Genomic DNA, 16,619 nt, shown 5'->3' with positions numbered 1-16,619 from the left:
GGCCGGGCGTTAATCGGCCAGGTGATATTTCTCTGAGAGCGCCACCGTCAGCGCTTTAAATATGTTGAAAACCGCCGTGCTTTTGGCCGTGGGCAGTCCATTTTCATCAAGAAAATAGTCGCCGCGAAAAATCAGCAGCGAACCTTTTTGTTCCACTGCGCTGGCGCTGATGCCGGCAAAATAATCGTCATGTTCGCGGATTAGCGCATTGGCTTTTTCGAGTATTTCTTCGCGGGAAAGTGCGACCGTTGGTGCGTTCATTATTTAATCCTGTTTTGACAGATGACTATTCTCTTCTATATTACTGGCCTGTTACCCCTGACCGCAAATTAACCCGCGCTATTCTGGTGGGGCAAAAAAGCGGCAAAAGTGGCGTAAAACCAGGTGAGATGCTAATTAGGTTGCGTATCAGATTTTATCAGGTACAGTGTGGGCGTTTCAGTGTCCGGGCGTAAAAATGGCTTTACGCAGGCAGCAACGAGCGTCGTATTCCGGCTAAAATCGTCCTCTAATCAGTACGATAAGCTGTCTTAAATTAGGTTGCTGCTTAAAATCAGGCAAGGTTGAATTGTTTCTGAGGCGCTCATACCAGGCTGACACGCGGACTGGCAACGCTGGAAAGCGCCATCATTACATTCGGACGTATTCATCAGGTAAAGGTAAATATGGGTAAAGCTCTCGTAATAGTCGAGTCCCCGGCAAAGGCCAAAACGATTAATAAATATCTCGGTAAAGACTACGTGGTTAAGTCCAGCGTGGGTCATATACGTGATTTGCCGACCAGTGGCTCGACGGTGAAAAAGAGCGCTGACGCTAAACCAGCCAAGAAAGTGAAGAAAGATGAAAAGACGGCGCTGGTTAACCGTATGGGCGTCGATCCGTGGCACGGCTGGAAAGCTGATTATCAAATTTTGCCCGGTAAAGAGAAAGTCGTCGCTGAACTGAAAACGCTGGCGCAGGAAGCCGATCATATCTATCTCGCAACCGACCTTGACCGTGAAGGGGAAGCCATCGCCTGGCACCTGCGGGAAGTGATCGGCGGCGATGATAAGCGCTTTAGCCGCGTGGTTTTTAACGAAATTACCAAAAATGCGATTCGTCAGGCGTTCGACAAGCCGGGCGAGCTGAATATCGAACGCGTTAACGCACAGCAGGCGCGCCGCTTTATGGATCGCGTTGTGGGCTATATGGTTTCGCCGCTGCTGTGGAAAAAAATTGCGCGTGGGCTTTCCGCCGGACGCGTACAGTCGGTTGCGGTGCGGCTGGTGGTGGAGCGCGAACGTGAAATCAAAGCTTTTGTGCCGGAAGAGTATTGGGAGCTTAGCGCCGATCTCACCACGCCAAAAGGCAGTGATTTGCCGATGCAGGTCACCCATCAGGGTGAAAAACCGTTCCGACCGGTTAATAAAGAACAGACTCAGGCAGCAGTAAGCCTGCTGGAAAACGCGCGTTTTCGCGTGGAAGATCGTGAAGACCGACCGACCAGCAGCAAACCAGGCGCGCCTTTTATTACTTCCACGCTGCAACAGGCGGCCAGCACCCGTCTCAGCTTTGGCGTGAAAAGAACCATGGCGCTGGCGCAGCGGTTGTATGAAGCGGGCCATATTACCTATATGCGTACCGACTCCACCAACCTGAGCCAGGATGCGGTGGCGATGGCGCGCGGCTATATTGAGTCCAGCTTTGGCGATAAATACCTGCCGAAAACGGCCAACGCCTATGCCAGCAAAGAGAACTCTCAAGAGGCGCACGAGGCGATCCGTCCCTCTGACGTTAATATCCAGGCTGAACAGCTGAAAGATATGGAAGCGGACGCCCAGAAGCTGTATCAGCTGATCTGGCGCCAGTTCGTTGCCTGTCAGATGATGCCAGCGCAGTATGACTCCACCACGCTGACGGTAGCGGCGGGGGATTTCAAACTGAAAGCCAAAGGGCGCATCCTGCGTTTTGACGGCTGGACCAAAGTGATGCCAGCGCTGCGTAAAGGCGATGAAGATCGTATTCTGCCTGCCATTGAGATTGGCGATGAGTTGAGTTTGCAACAGCTCAACCCAAGCCAGCACTTTACCAAACCACCGGCGCGTTTCAGTGAGGCTTCGCTGGTGCGCGAACTGGAAAAACGCGGTATTGGTCGTCCCTCTACCTATGCGTCGATTATCTCTACCATCCAGGATCGCGGCTATGTGCGCGTGGAAAGCCGCCGCTTCTATGCGGAAAAAATGGGTGAAATCGTAACCGACAGGCTGGAAGAGAATTTCCGCGACCTGATGAGCTACGACTTTACCGCGCATATGGAAGATAACCTCGACCAGGTCGCCAACGATCAGGCGGAGTGGAAAGCGGTTCTGGATGATTTCTTTGCCGATTTCAGCAAGCAGCTGGATCAGGCGGAAAAAGATCCGGAAGAGGGCGGCATGCAGCCGAACCCGATGGTGCTGACTTCCATTGATTGCCCGACCTGTGGGCGTGAAATGGGGATTCGTACCGCCAGCACCGGCGTCTTCCTTGGCTGTTCCGGCTACGCTTTACCGCCAAAAGAGCGTTGTAAGCAGACCATCAATCTGATTCCGGAAAATGAAGTTCTCAATATTCTGGAAGGCGATGATGCAGAAACCAACGCCTTGCGTGCGCGCCGTCGCTGTCAAAAGTGCGGCACAGCGATGGACAGCTACCTGATCGATAATCACCGTAAGCTACACGTGTGCGGTAACAACCCCAGCTGTGACGGTTATGAGATCGAGCAGGGCGAATTCCGTATCAAAGGCTATGACGGCCCGATTGTTGAGTGCGAGAAATGTGGTTCTGAAATGCACCTGAAAATGGGGCGCTTTGGTAAATACATGGCCTGTACCAACGACGACTGTAAAAATACGCGCAAGATATTACGCAATGGCGAAGTCGCGCCGCCGAAAGAAGATCCGGTGCCGTTACCTGAGCTGCAATGTGAGAAATCAGACGCTTACTTTGTTCTGCGTGATGGTGCGGCAGGCGTGTTCCTGGCGGCCAATACTTTCCCGAAATCACGCGAAACCCGCGCGCCGCTGGTGGAAGAGCTGCTACGCTTCCGCGATCGACTGCCGGAGAAGCTGCGCTATCTTGCTGATGCGCCCGTGGCTGACGATCAGGGAAATAAAACGCTGGTGCGCTTTAGTCGTAAAACCAAACAGCAGTATGTCAGCTCTGAGAAAGAGGGCAAAGCCACCGGCTGGTCAGCGTTTTATGTGGATGGCGAGTGGCGCGTAACGGAAAAATAAGCCACGTTTTTATCACTGTTAGCTGACGCTGATAAAAAGAAAGCGTCAAACAGTAGAAAAATTTAGGCGAACGGCCAGGCCAGTCTTTGACTGGCCTTTTCTTTTGGTTTGCTTATAGCTAAAAGCTATACATCAGGCGCAAAAATGTTATAGTCGTTATAGCGTTATTTCTGAAACTTCCTATCGCTATAACTCGCCCGCCATGCGCCTTTTCCCGAGAACTTCCCGGACTGCGCGCGGGTTTAGTGCGTGACTAAATCCGGATGCATAACTATGAAATTGCAACAGCTGCGTTACATCGTAGAAGTGGTTAATCATAATCTGAATGTCTCATCAACGGCGGAAGGGCTTTATACCTCGCAGCCGGGCATCAGTAAGCAGGTGCGTATGCTGGAGGATGAACTGGGCATCCAGATTTTTGCCCGCAGCGGTAAACATCTGACGCAGGTTACGCCTGCCGGTGAAGAGATTATTCGCATTGCACGTGAAGTGCTGTCAAAAGTTGAAGCCATTAAAGCGGTCGCGGGCGAGCATACCTGGCCGGACAAAGGTTCCCTCTATGTTGCCACCACGCATACTCAGGCGCGCTATGCGCTTCCGGGCGTGATTAAAGGCTTTATTGAGCGTTACCCACGCGTCTCGTTGCATATGCATCAGGGATCGCCGACGCAAATTGCTGAAGCGGTGTCCAAAGGCAACGCCGATTTCGCCATCGCCACCGAGGCGCTGCATCTGTATGACGACCTTATCATGCTGCCTTGCTATCACTGGAACCGTGCCATTGTGGTAACACCCGATCATCCGCTGGCGGGCAAAAGCGAGGTAACGATTGAGGAGCTGGCGGAATATCCGCTGGTTACCTACACCTTTGGCTTTACCGGCCGCTCCGAACTGGATACGGCATTCAACCGCGCCGGTCTGACGCCGCGTATCGTCTTTACCGCCACCGATGCCGATGTGATTAAAACCTATGTGCGGCTTGGGCTGGGGGTAGGCGTCATTGCCAGCATGGCGGTTGACCCGGTGGCCGATCCCGATTTAGTACGTATTGAAGCTGCTGATGTTTTCACTAACAGCACCACTAAAATCGGTTTTCGCCGCAGCACCTTCCTGCGTAGCTATATGTATGATTTCATTCAGCGTTTTGCGCCCCACTTAACGCGTGACGTGGTTGATACCGCGGTAGCATTACGCTCAAATGAAGATATCGAAGCGATGTTTAAAGATATCCGTTTACCGTTTAAATAAAATAACCACAAATAAAGAAGGGTAATAAGGCCGCGCTTGCGGCCTTTTCTCTTTAATACCAGCCAATTGCACAAATTTTGAAATCTTTAGGATCATTTTTCTGTAAATGAAACATTCATCACATGTTTTTTAATTGTTATTAATTAAATGAGAAACAGTACACACTTTCAGTCGGGGAATTTTGCGCACCGCCAGGACAATTCCCATACTCAAGTTAAACCGAACCCGTAACAGCAGCCAGTAAGGGATCAGAAATTTTTTATCAGGTATTAACTGGATCGGTTAGTTATTTTCGGCAGGTTATTTGAGTTAAGGAGAGATTATCGACGGGCAAGGAAGTTAAGTTTTGCTAATATGAAATTCAACGAACGATAAATTACACTTATCGTTGAACTCAACAAAAATAGCTGGATTTTTGGTCTTAAAATGTTTAGGATTTCTCCTAAAAGCTGATTGAACTTATCAATCGTTTTACTGAGAGTGATTATCAAAAACTATGGCTATGAGAATTTCAATACAACCTGGCGTACAGGACAATGCCCCGAAAGTGGCAAAGAGTGGCAGCAGCATCCGTCGCAAAGCCTGGTTGGCAGTGTTTGCAGCGTGTGGCCTGTTCTGGACAGTTGTTGCCTTAATGATTTGGCAGATCTGGAGTTAATTATGTGGGAACAAGCAATGCCGCTTAAAACGCAGCCGGTCCGCAAATTAAAAACGACCAGCTGCAAATCCAAAGCTCAGGAAAAAGTGACCATCCCGGAATCCTGGAGCCTTAATGATGCGCAACGCAGTTTTATTGAATTAATGCTCGATAGTAATAATAAATAAATCATAATTATTCGCATTTGCCCGAAAAAATATAATAAGTATTCATTTTGCTTTTCTGTTGATCGGCAAACCGATCGGGGCGCGCTAGCTGCCCGATAAATTTAACCAATTACAGCATTCGGTAGAATCTATTTCCGCTTTTAATAGATTCGTTATTCAGTGATTATTGGTCAGAAATCGACCTGAGAGGGTGCCTAATGAATATTACTCTGTTTCCGTTGTTTAGCGCTTCCGCCTATTCTTTATTAGTCTGGATTGCAGCAGCCTGGCTATTAATGCAATAAGTTACTGCTCTCACTCTCTTTCCGTCTTAGCGCCTCGTCTGTTTTCAGCGGGGCGTTTTGCTTTTCTGGCCCCGCTGCTGTTCCTCCTGCCATTCAGCGATAACCCATCATGTGTCGATTTGTGTTGTTATCAAAACGTTAATCACAGTTTGTACTATGTTTAACACAGACCTTGTTAAGCATCGGGTTATTACGCGTATTATAAAAAGGAGGAGCTATGTCGTTATCCCTGCGAGATAAAAGTCAGGACACGCTGGACGTCGATGGGCAACACTATCATTTTTATAGTCTTCCACGTGCCGCTGAACAGCTGGGCGATCTCTCCCGTCTACCTAAATCCCTGAAAGTATTACTGGAAAACCTGCTGCGCTGGCAGGATGAAAGCTCCGTGACGACTGATGATATTCAGGCGCTGGCCGACTGGCAAAAAAGCGCACATGCCGATCGTGAAATTGCTTACCGTCCCGCGCGCGTGCTGATGCAGGACTTTACCGGCGTACCGGCGGTGGTTGATTTGGCGGCGATGCGTGAAGCGGTAAAATGTCTGGGCGGCGATGTGGCGAAAGTGAATCCGCTTTCGCCGGTAGATCTGGTTATCGACCATTCCGTTACCGTTGACCGCTTTGGTGACGATAACGCTTTTGAAGAAAACGTCCGGCTGGAGATGGAACGTAACCATGAACGTTACGTTTTTCTGCGCTGGGGGCAAAAAGCTTTCGATAAATTCCGCGTTGTGCCGCCGGGCACCGGGATTTGTCACCAGGTGAACCTGGAATATTTAGGAAAGGCTGTCTGGCATGAAGAGCAGGACGGCAAGCGTGTCGCTTACCCTGATACGCTGGTCGGCACCGACTCGCATACCACTATGATCAACGGCCTTGGCGTGCTGGGGTGGGGCGTTGGCGGCATTGAAGCGGAAGCGGCGATGCTGGGGCAGCCGGTCTCGATGCTGATTCCCGACGTGGTGGGATTCAAGTTAACGGGAAAACTGCGTGCAGGCATTACCGCCACTGACCTGGTGCTGACGGTGACGCAAATGCTGCGTAAGCACGGCGTGGTCGGGAAATTCGTTGAATTCTATGGCGATGGACTGGACGATTTGCCGCTGGCGGATCGCGCGACCATCGCCAATATGGCGCCAGAGTATGGCGCGACCTGCGGTTTCTTCCCCGTTGACCACGTTACCATTGGCTATATGAAGCTCACCGGTCGCAGCAGCGAACAGGCGGCGCTGGTGGAAGCCTATGCTAAAGCCCAGGGTTTATGGCGCAATCCGGGCGAGGAGCCGATCTTTACCAGTTCGCTGGCGCTGGATATGAGTGAAGTTGAAGCCAGCCTTGCCGGTCCAAAACGTCCGCAGGATCGCGTCTCGCTGGGCGACGTGCCGCAGGCCTTTCAGCAAAGTAATGAACTGGAAGTGAACCGCGCGCAAAAAGATCATCATGCCGTTACCTATCATGACGGCGAGCAGGAACTGGAGTTAACCGATGGTGCGGTCGCTATTGCCGCCATTACTTCCTGTACCAATACCTCTAACCCAAGCGTGCTGATGGCCGCCGGTCTGCTGGCAAAGAATGCGGTTGAACGTGGCCTACAGCGCCAGCCGTGGGTAAAAGCCTCGCTGGCGCCAGGATCAAAAGTGGTCTCGGATTATCTCGCTACCGCGCGCCTGACGCCGTACCTTGATCGGCTGGGCTTTAACCTGGTGGGCTACGGCTGCGCCACCTGTATTGGTAACTCCGGGCCGCTGCCGGAAAATATCGAAAACGCGATCAAAGAGGGCGATTTAACGGTGGGGGCCGTACTTTCAGGCAACCGTAACTTTGAGGGCCGTATTCATCCGCTGATCAAAACCAACTGGCTGGCTTCGCCGCCGCTGGTTGTCGCCTATGCGCTGGCGGGCAATATGAATATCAATCTGCAAAGCGAGCCGCTCGGCGAAGACAAAGCGGGGCAGCCGGTCTATTTAAAGGATATCTGGCCTACGCCTGATGAAATCACCGCTGCGGTACAGCAGGTTTCCAGCGATATGTTCCACAAAGAGTATGCCGAGGTGTTTGACGGCACGCCTGAGTGGCAGCAGATCAAAGTCAGCGAAGCGGCTACCTATGACTGGGATGAAGGCTCTACCTATATCCGGCTGTCGCCGTTCTTTGACGATATGGAAAAAACGCCGAAGCCGGTAGAGGATATCAAAGGCGCGCGCATTCTGGCGATGCTGGGCGATTCGGTCACCACTGACCATATCTCCCCGGCGGGTAGCATCAAGGCGGAAAGCCCCGCGGGGCGTTATCTGCTGGAGCGTGGCGTCGAGCGCACTGATTTTAACTCCTACGGTTCAAGGCGCGGCAACCATGAAGTGATGATGCGCGGCACCTTCGCCAATATTCGTATTCGCAACGAGATGGTGCCCGGTGTTGAAGGCGGCATGACGCGCGTGGTGCCGAACGGCGAGCAGCTGTCGATCTATGACGCCGCGATGGTTTATCAGCAGCAGGGAACGCCGCTGGCAGTGATCGCCGGTAAAGAGTATGGCTCTGGCTCCAGCCGTGACTGGGCGGCAAAAGGGCCGCGCCTGCTGGGCATTCGGGTAGTGATTTGTGAATCCTTCGAGCGTATTCACCGTTCCAACCTGATCGGCATGGGCATTTTACCGCTGGAGTTTCCGCAGGGCGTAACGCGCAAAACGTTAAACCTGAGCGGCGATGAGCTGATTGATATTGAAAACCTGGCGGATTTAACCCCAGGCGGCACGGTAAATGTCACTCTAACGCGGCCGGATGGCAGCAGGGAAGTGCTGGCGACACGCTGTCGTATCGATACCGGTAATGAACTGACCTACTATCAGAACGACGGGATATTACATTATGTGATTCGTAATATGCTGAACTAACCAGCGCCGGGCAGGCAGGAAACGCGTAAGCGAACCGCCTGCCTGTCCGGCGTCGTTATCAGGATTTAGGCAGCAGATGGCCCATCTTTTCCGCTTTGGTATCCAGATAATGGGCGTTTTCCGGGTTACGTCCCACGATCAGCGGAACGCGCTCGACGATATTGATCCCGGCTTCGCTCAGAATCTCTACCTTACGCGGATTGTTGGTCAGCAACCGCACTTCATCCACGCCCAGTAGCTTAAACATATCGGCGCAGAGCGTGAAATCGCGCTCGTCTGCCGCAAATCCCAGATGGTGATTCGCTTCAACGGTATCGTAGCCTTTATCCTGTAGCGCATAGGCGCGGATCTTGTTTAACAGGCCGATATTGCGGCCTTCCTGACGATGATAGAGCAGCACGCCGCGGCCTTCTTCAGCGATAGCATTCAGCGCCGCCTCCAGCTGAAAACCACAATCGCAGCGCAGGCTGAACAGCGCATCGCCGGTCAGGCATTCAGAATGCACGCGCGCCAGCACGGCTTCATTGTTATTAATATCACCAAATACCAGCGCCACGTGGTCGTGGCCGGTAGCCAATTCTTCGAATCCCACCATGAGGAAATCACCCCAGGGCGTAGGCAGTTTAGCTTCTGCCACCCGTTTAAGCTGCATGTGACTCTCCAGAACCATCTTAGGTTGCGCTATCATCAAGATAGCGCCTTGTTGGTCAACTTGACCAAAATCATGGCGTCTATTTTGCCATAACCCGTCTGCGTACGGGTAATACGTCACGACGATTAATGTAATAACGCACAATTATCTAACTAATCTTGCTTATGTTATTCATTTATAAGCTATTATTAAACGCTATCCGCGTAAACGTTTATTAATCACAAGGAAGCCGCATGCTGGAAATAGCAAAACGCACCGCCTTTGGCGCTCTGTTACTCTCGGTTCTGCCGCTACTGATGTGGCTTGCCGACTGGCAATGGCAGCCGGGCGGCAGCGGATTTGGGCTACGTTTGCTGTTCTGGATGACCGAGACGGTGACGCGCCCGTGGGGGATCCTCACCAGCGCTATCTTATGCGCCTGGTTTTTATGGTGTCTGCGCTTTCGCTTAAAGCCTGCGCTGTTTCTGCTGGTGATTATGATCGCCGCGATTCTGGCCGGGCAATATACCAAATCCTTTATCAAAGCGCGGGTGCAGGAGCCGCGCCCCTACGTGCTGTGGCTGGAGAAAACCCACGGCATTCCTGGCGATGCGTTTTACCAGCTGGATCGCCAGGCGCGCGGCCAGATGGTTGAGCAGCTGGTGGCGGATGATGACCATATTCCACAGTGGCTGAAGCGTCACTGGGCGTTTGAAACGGGCTTCGCCTTTCCATCGGGACATACGATGTTTGCCGCCAGCTGGGCGCTGCTGGGCGTAGGGCTACTGTGGCCGCGCCGTCACCGCAAGACCGTGACGATTCTGATGATATGGGCCGTGGCGGTAATGGGGAGCCGCGTGCTGTTAGGCATGCACTGGCCGCGCGATCTGCTGGTGGCAACATGGATCAGCTGGCTGCTGGTAACGCTGGCTTGTTGGCTGGCGCAGCGCGTTTGCGGCCCGCTGACGATTCCGCCCGATGAGCATCAGGAGATCGCCCAACGCGAACAGGATAAAGAATCATGATTGCAAAGCGGCGTTTTGCCCCCATAACCTGACTGGAAAAACAGATTTTTGCTGAGATAGCGCTTTTACCCGTTATCTCAGCAAGCATCCTTATAACATTTTTGGCATAATCCTTTGGCTTACACCGAATTACAGGACGAAACGTGAAATATTTACTGATCTTTTTACTGGTTCTGGTGATATTCATCATCTCTGTGACGCTTGGCGCGCATAATGACCAGGTTGTCTCATTTAACTTTCTGATTGCGCAGGGTGAATACCGCATCTCCACCTTACTGGCGTCGCTGTTTGGCGCAGGGTTTGTGCTGGGTTGGGCAATTTGTGGGCTTTTCTGGCTACGCGTTCGCGTCTCACTGGCTAACGCGCAGCGTAAACTCAAGCGTCTGCACCAGCAAAACGTTCAGACTGAAAACGTAACCCCGTCACAAACGCCCGTCGTCAAGGAATAACGCCTGATGTTGGAACTGCTGTTTCTGTTACTGCCCGTGGCCGCTGCCTATGGCTGGTACATGGGGCGCAGAAGTGCGCAACAGGATAAGCAGCAAGAGGCTAATCGTCTGTCACGCGACTATGTGACCGGCGTAAACTTCCTGCTTTCGAACCAGCAGGACAAAGCGGTCGATCTTTTCCTGGATATGCTGAAAGAGGACAGCGGGACGGTGGAAGCGCACCTGACGCTGGGTAATCTGTTCCGCTCACGCGGGGAGGTGGATCGGGCGATACGTATCCACCAGTCACTGATGGAAAGCGCCTCTCTGAGCTATGAGCAGCGTCTGCTGGCGGTGCAGCAGCTAGGCCGCGATTATATGGCGGCCGGGTTATACGATCGCGCTGAAGAGATGTTTGAACAGCTCACTGACGAAACGGACTTTCGACTTAGCGCGCTGCAACAGTTGCTGACCATCTATCAGGCCACCAGCGAATGGCAGAAAGCGATAGATATGGCGGAGAGGCTGGTTAAGCTGGGCAAAAGCCGCCATCAGATGGAAATCGCGCATTTTTACTGCGAGCTGGCGCTGCTGGCAATGGGCAGCGACGATCTGGACCGCGCGTTTAACCTGCTGAAAAAAGGCGAAGCAGCCGACCGCCAGAGCGCGCGCGTCTCTATCATGATGGGGCGTATCTTTATGGCGAAAGGCGATTACGCCCGCGCCGCCAGCCACCTGCAGCGCGTGATTGAGCAGGATAAAGAGCTGGTCAGCGAAACGCTGGATATGCTGGAAACCTGTTATCAACAGCTGGAACAGCCGCTTATCTGGGCTGATTATCTGCGCCGCTGTGTGGAAGAGAACACCGGCGCGCTGGCGGAGCTTTACCTGGCGGATATTCTGGAACGCGAGCAGGGCGCAGACGTGGCGCAGGTCTATATCAACCGCCAGCTGCAGCGACATCCCACCATGCGCGTTTTCCACCGCCTGATGGATTTCCACCTGCACGAGGCGGAAGATGGCCGTGCCAAAGAGAGCCTGATGGTGCTGCGTGATATGGTTGGCGAGCAGATCCGCACCAAGCCGCGTTACCGCTGCCAGAAATGCGGTTTTACCGCCCATGCGCTTTACTGGCATTGTCCTTCATGCCGCGCATGGTCAACCGTGAAGCCGATACGCGGGCTGGATGGTCAATAGCGTCATCCCGTTGGCGCAATCTGTTTAACAGTGGGTTACTTTGCTATTATTTAGTTACAACATACTTTTGATTAAGCACACAGGCAATCGCCTTAACCACGGTGCATAGCTCGCCAGGCAGGTGGATTATGACGGTGAATGCGGCAGGTTAAAGCTGTTTTCCGCCGCCTGCGGCAGGTAGAATACCTGGCGTTTTCTCATGCGCCATGCGGTGCCCTATTGTTGAAGGAATAGAGATGTCTCAGCCTCAAAACCGAATTGATTCGCCCGTTCTTATCGCGCTTGATTACGCTGACCGTAACCGCGCGCTGGCCTTTGTCGAGGGCATCGATCCCACCAGCTGCCGCTTAAAGGTCGGTAAAGAGATGTTCACGCTTTTCGGACCGCAGTTTGTTCGTGAGCTGCATCAGCGTGGTTTTGAGGTATTCCTCGATCTAAAATTTCATGATATTCCCAACACCGCCGCGCATGCCGTTGCCGCCGCCGCCGAGCTGGGCGTTTGGATGGTAAACGTTCACGCCAGCGGCGGGGCGCGTATGATGAATGCCGCCCGTGAAGCGTTAATGCCTTTCGGCAAAGATGCGCCGCTGCTGATCGCGGTAACCGTACTGACCAGTATGGAGGCCGCCGATCTACACGATTTGGGCATTACCGCGACGCCAGCAGAACACGCCGCGCGCCTGGCGCGCCTGACGCAACAGTGCGGGCTGGATGGCGTGGTTTGCTCTGCCCACGAAGCCGCAGCCTTTAAGCAACAGTTTGGCGCAGACTTCAAACTGGTTACGCCGGGCATTCGTCCCGTTGGCAGCGAGGCGGGCGACCAGCGCCGGATTATGACGCCGCAGCAGGCACAGCAGGCGGGCGTTGATTATATGGTAATCGGACGCCCGATCACCCAATCGGCCGATCCGGCCGCTACGCTACAGGCTATTCTGACTTCCCTGCAGGAGGGTGCATGAGCCATAAAGATAATCCGTTGGTCTATTCCACCGACAGTGGGCGCATTACTCAGCCGGAAACCAAAGCGCCACGCCCGAAAGGCGACGGCATCGTGCGCATTCAGCGCCAGACCAGCGGACGCAAGGGCAAAGGCGTTTGTATTATCAGTGGCCTGGATCTGGATGAGGCAGAGCTCAACAAACTGGCGGCGGAACTAAAGAAAAAATGCGGCTGCGGCGGGGCGGCGAAAGAGGGCCTGATTGAGATCCAGGGCGATAAACGTGACGAAATAAAAAGCTTACTGGAAGCAAAAGGCCTGAAGGTCAAACTGGCCGGAGGGTGAAAAAACAAGGCCGTTCAATGAACGGCCTTGTCGTATAGATGCGCTGCGTAGCCCTAAATTATAGTTATATTAACGGTCGATCTGATGACCAATGATCCCGCCGACAGCCGCGCCGCCGATGGTGCCCAGGCCACTGCCGTTGGTCAGCACAGAGCCACCAATAGCGCCAGCGCCAGCACCAATTGCTGTGTTGCGGTCACGTTTAGACCAGTTGCTGCAGCCCGCTAATGAGAGGGCTAAAACCGCAGCCAGCACGGTAGCGGAAATGCGTTTTGCATTGTTAGTCATAATTACTTCTCCTTTATTGTTGCTCACAGAGGAAACCCTCTAAGTATAGTCGGGTTACTCCGCGTCTCTGGTTCGCTGACCGTTTATTTTGCATCGAAACGCTTTCTGTTTAGCCGCTGTTAAGGCGCAACAGCATTCATTTCCATGCATCGATTCAGGTCAGGAACAGCAATTGTACCGCTAAAAATAAGGGTGCTAATAATCACCCATGGTTCAATTGCATTGATTAATTATAGGCACTACCAAAAGTTACAACAGGTTAAAAACTCCTAATTAGCTGCACAAAATTGGGTTGTCAGCCAGATCGCGCTATCTAATCAGCCAGCGCTTCCATACCTTTAGCGCGCCAGCCCTATAAAAATAGTGCATTTACTAAAGGGTGGATGGAAAAAATTATGCTGGAAGAACTCAAAGAACAGGTGCTTGAAGCCAATCTGGCGCTGCCGAAACACAATCTGGTGACCTTTACCTGGGGCAACGTCAGCGCTGTCGATCGTGAGCGCGGTTTGCTGGTGATCAAGCCCTCCGGCGTGAGCTATGAGGCGATGACGCGCGACGATATGGTGGTTGTAGCGCTGGAGAGCGGAGAAATTGTTGAAGGTAATAAGCGTCCTTCCTCAGATACCGATACGCATCGCGCGCTCTATCTGGCGTGGCCGGACGTAGGCGGCATTGTGCATACTCATTCGCGCCACGCCACCATCTGGGCGCAGGCGGGGCGTGATATTCCTGCCTGGGGAACCACGCACGCCGATGATTTTTATGGCGCTATTCCCTGTACGCGCATGATGACCGATGACGAGATCGCCGAGCGCTACGAATGGGAAACAGGTCAGGTGATTATCGAAACGCTGCGCCAGCGTGATATCGCGCCGTTAGCGGTTCCCGCCGCGCTGGTACATTCGCATGGCCCTTTTGCCTGGGGTAAAAGCGCTAAAGATGCGGTTCATAGCGCCGTGGTGTTGGAAGAGGTTGCCTATATGGCGTTGTTTAGCCAGCAGATCACGCCGACGTTACCCGCCATGCAGCAAACATTACTGGATAAGCACTGGTTGCGTAAACATGGCGCGAACGCCTATTACGGGCAAAAAAGTTGATGCGCTGCGCAAAAACAAAATGAAAGTCCTTTAATATTGAAACGTTGTTTTAAAAATAACGATGAGATCACTTTTACCTGGCGATAATCACGCTATGTTGCTTTCCATTGCCCCTGAGGGCGCCGCAGGATCGTGTCAACGTCTTGCTCAACAAGGGTGGAAGACAACATGCAAATTAAACGTGCTATCGATAAAATTCCGGGTGGGATGATGCTGGTGCCTCTGTTTCTGGGGGCGCTGTGTCACACTTTTTCTCCCGGCGCAGGGAAATATTTTGGTTCCTTTACTAACGGCTTGATGACCGGAACCATACCGATTCTGGCCGTCTGGTTCTTTTGTATGGGCGCCTCAATAAAAATAAGCGCCACCGGCACCGTGCTGCGTAAGTCGGGTACGCTGGTGATAACTAAAATTGCTGTGGCCTGGGTTGTGGCCGCGATAGCTTCTCGTCTGATACCGGAAAACGGCTTTGAAGTGGGCATGCTGGCTGGGCTGTCAACGCTGGCGCTAGTAGCGGCGATGGATATGACCAACGGCGGTCTCTACGCTTCATTAATGCAGCAGTACGGCACGAAAGAAGAAGCGGGCGCCTTTGTCCTGATGTCGCTGGAATCAGGCCCGCTGATGACCATGGTGATTCTGGGCACCGCCGGTATCGCCTCCTTTGAGCCGCACGTCTTTGTCGGCGCGGTGCTGCCTTTCCTGATCGGCTTTACCTTAGGCAACCTTGACCCCGAACTGCGAGAGTTTTTCGGTAAGGCGGTACAGACGCTGATTCCATTCTTTGCCTTTGCGCTGGGTAACACCATCGATCTGTCGGTGATTGCGCAAACTGGTCTGCTGGGCATTATGTTGGGCGTGGCGGTGATTATTGTTACCGGTATTCCGTTGATTATCGCTGACCGTCTGATTGGCGGCGGGGACGGTACGGCGGGCGTGGCGGCTTCGAGTTCAGCGGGCGCGGCGGTGGCCACACCGGTGTTAATCGCTGAAATGGTACCGCAATTCAAGCCGGTAGCGCCCGCCGCGACGGCGCTGGTCGCGACTTCGGTAATCGTGACCTCGCTGTTAGTGCCAATCATTACTGCGGTTTATTCAAAGCAGGTAAAACGTCATCGCGCAGCAGCAGGACAACGCGCAGCCATCAAATAAATTTGCTTAAAAATTCGACCCCGCCGCGAGGCGGGGTTTTCACTATTTTGTCTTAAAAATCAGTCGCTCATTCAGTGTTGTCTCACTCTGCATTAGGCTGGTGTTGCGTTTAACGCATCAACTATAATGAGGATGAGATTATGTCATTAATGAACCAACCTACCTGCCGACTGTTTACTGAATCTGGACAAACCACTCAGCTGGACGCCTGGTACGAAGAAGAGCGACGCACCATGTGGATGATGTTGCGCGCTGAACCGCGTCCTTCCTTTAATCATGCGCTTATCGAAGAGATCATGAACCTGCGCTATGCCGCTCAGCGCTCCGGTTTACCAGTGGATTTTTGGGTAACCGGATCGCTGGTTCCGGCGATGTTTAACGCTGGCGGTGATTTAAAATTCTTTGTGGAGTGCATAAAAAACGGTCGTCGCGAGGCGCTGCGTGCTTATGCACGCGCCTGCGTGGATTGCATTCATGCGGCGGCACGCGGTTTTGATGTCGGTGCGGTAACCATCGCCATGGTCGAAGGGAGCGCACTGGGCGGCGGTTTTGAAGCCGCGCTGGCTCATCACTTTGTGCTGGCACAAAACAACGCGCGTATGGGCTTCCCGGAAATCGCCTTTAACCTGTTTCCGGGTATGGGCGGCTATTCACTGGTGGCGCGCCGCGCGGGCATGAAGCTGGCCGAGGAGCTGATTTGTGAGGGGGAAAGCCATACCGCCGAGTGGTTTGAAACGCGCGGTCTTGTCGATCGCCTGTTCCAGCAGGGCGAGGGCTATCGCGCCACGCGCACCTTTATCGATACGCTGCGACCCAAACTCAATGGCGTTAAGGCGATGCTGAAAGCCCGTCAGCGCGTGCTGCAGCTCACACGCGGCGAGCTGATGGATATTACGGAAGACTGGGTGGACTACGCGTTCACCATTGAGGAGAAAGATCTGGCCTACATGGAGCGTCTGGTACAGCTGCAAGACCGTCTCAGTTCGCAGCTGCGTAAAGTAAGTTAACAGGATTA

The 16,619-nt window shown here is 53.0% G+C and carries 15 protein-coding genes; 12 read left to right on the top strand and 3 right to left on the bottom strand.

Going from position 1 to position 16,619, the window contains the following annotated elements; translation table 11 throughout:
- Positions 1–9 precede the first annotated feature (9 nt).
- Positions 10–261 carry a DUF2498 family protein gene (locus tag J2X14_RS04900; RefSeq protein WP_352410058.1) on the bottom strand — a complete coding sequence of 84 codons (252 nt, stop codon included), beginning with the start codon at positions 259–261 and terminating at the stop codon, positions 10–12.
- A gap of 404 nt (positions 262–665) precedes the next feature.
- Here J2X14_RS04900 and topA point away from each other — a divergent pair, with 404 nt between their 5' ends.
- The 4 genes from topA to acnA all read left to right on the top strand — a co-directional run bounded on the left by topA (position 666) and on the right by acnA (position 8,504).
- Positions 666–3,254, top strand: a complete 2,589-nt coding sequence (gene topA, locus J2X14_RS04895) for a type I DNA topoisomerase (protein ID WP_352410057.1) — start codon at positions 666–668, stop codon at positions 3,252–3,254.
- 273 nt (positions 3,255–3,527) lie between these two features.
- A complete protein-coding gene (cysB, locus tag J2X14_RS04890) occupies positions 3,528–4,502 on the top strand; it encodes an HTH-type transcriptional regulator CysB (RefSeq protein WP_352410056.1) in 975 nt (324 codons plus the stop codon).
- 453 nt (positions 4,503–4,955) lie between these two features.
- The gene (locus J2X14_RS21000) at positions 4,956–5,327 is read left to right on the top strand and encodes a YciX family protein (RefSeq protein ID WP_502889951.1); all 372 of its coding nucleotides are present in this window, start codon (positions 4,956–4,958) and stop codon (positions 5,325–5,327) included.
- 501 nt (positions 5,328–5,828) lie between these two features.
- Positions 5,829–8,504 carry an aconitate hydratase AcnA gene (gene acnA, locus J2X14_RS04875; protein WP_352410053.1) on the top strand — a complete coding sequence of 892 codons (2,676 nt, stop codon included), beginning with the start codon at positions 5,829–5,831 and terminating at the stop codon, positions 8,502–8,504.
- A gap of 58 nt (positions 8,505–8,562) precedes the next feature.
- Here acnA and ribA read toward each other — a convergent pair whose 3' ends face one another.
- Positions 8,563–9,156, bottom strand: a complete 594-nt coding sequence (ribA, locus tag J2X14_RS04870; RefSeq protein ID WP_352410052.1) for a GTP cyclohydrolase II — start codon at positions 9,154–9,156, stop codon at positions 8,563–8,565.
- Between the two features lie 233 nt (positions 9,157–9,389).
- Here ribA and pgpB point away from each other — a divergent pair, with 233 nt between their 5' ends.
- From pgpB to yciH, 5 genes are all read left to right on the top strand, one after another.
- Complete coding sequence (gene pgpB / locus J2X14_RS04865; RefSeq protein WP_352410051.1) at positions 9,390–10,160, top strand: phosphatidylglycerophosphatase B; 771 nt, start codon at positions 9,390–9,392, stop codon at positions 10,158–10,160.
- 143 nt (positions 10,161–10,303) lie between these two features.
- Entirely contained in the window at positions 10,304–10,609 is a 306-nt protein-coding gene (locus J2X14_RS04860; protein WP_352410050.1) for a LapA family protein, read from the top strand.
- A gap of 6 nt (positions 10,610–10,615) precedes the next feature.
- Positions 10,616–11,785 carry a lipopolysaccharide assembly protein LapB gene (gene lapB, locus J2X14_RS04855; protein ID WP_352410049.1) on the top strand — a complete coding sequence of 390 codons (1,170 nt, stop codon included), beginning with the start codon at positions 10,616–10,618 and terminating at the stop codon, positions 11,783–11,785.
- 236 nt (positions 11,786–12,021) lie between these two features.
- Positions 12,022–12,744 carry an orotidine-5'-phosphate decarboxylase gene (gene pyrF, locus J2X14_RS04850; RefSeq protein ID WP_352410048.1) on the top strand — a complete coding sequence of 241 codons (723 nt, stop codon included), beginning with the start codon at positions 12,022–12,024 and terminating at the stop codon, positions 12,742–12,744.
- On the top strand, positions 12,741–13,067 hold the full coding sequence (gene yciH, locus J2X14_RS04845) for a stress response translation initiation inhibitor YciH (protein WP_352410047.1): 327 nt from the start codon (positions 12,741–12,743) through the stop codon (positions 13,065–13,067). Before pyrF ends, yciH begins: the two co-directional genes overlap by 4 nt.
- 69 nt (positions 13,068–13,136) lie before the next feature.
- Here the strand turns inward: yciH and osmB are convergent, their stop codons facing one another.
- A complete protein-coding gene (gene osmB, locus J2X14_RS04840) occupies positions 13,137–13,355 on the bottom strand; it encodes an osmotically-inducible lipoprotein OsmB (protein ID WP_352410046.1) in 219 nt (72 codons plus the stop codon).
- 395 nt (positions 13,356–13,750) lie between these two features.
- Here osmB and araD point away from each other — a divergent pair, with 395 nt between their 5' ends.
- From araD to J2X14_RS04825, 3 genes are all read left to right on the top strand, one after another.
- A complete protein-coding gene (araD, locus tag J2X14_RS04835) occupies positions 13,751–14,452 on the top strand; it encodes an L-ribulose-5-phosphate 4-epimerase (RefSeq protein ID WP_352410045.1) in 702 nt (233 codons plus the stop codon).
- 168 nt (positions 14,453–14,620) lie between these two features.
- Positions 14,621–15,604 carry a 2-keto-3-deoxygluconate transporter gene (gene kdgT / locus J2X14_RS04830; RefSeq protein WP_352410044.1) on the top strand — a complete coding sequence of 328 codons (984 nt, stop codon included), beginning with the start codon at positions 14,621–14,623 and terminating at the stop codon, positions 15,602–15,604.
- A gap of 140 nt (positions 15,605–15,744) precedes the next feature.
- Entirely contained in the window at positions 15,745–16,611 is an 867-nt protein-coding gene (locus tag J2X14_RS04825) for a crotonase/enoyl-CoA hydratase family protein (protein WP_352410043.1), read from the top strand.
- Positions 16,612–16,619 lie beyond the last annotated feature (8 nt).

It is taken from the genome of Mixta sp. BE291 (genome assembly GCF_031457955.1).
In the GTDB taxonomy this organism is placed as follows: domain Bacteria; phylum Pseudomonadota; class Gammaproteobacteria; order Enterobacterales; family Enterobacteriaceae; genus Mixta.
The sequence above is the reverse complement of the archived record's forward strand: the minus strand, read 5'-3'. Positions and strand labels throughout refer to the sequence as shown.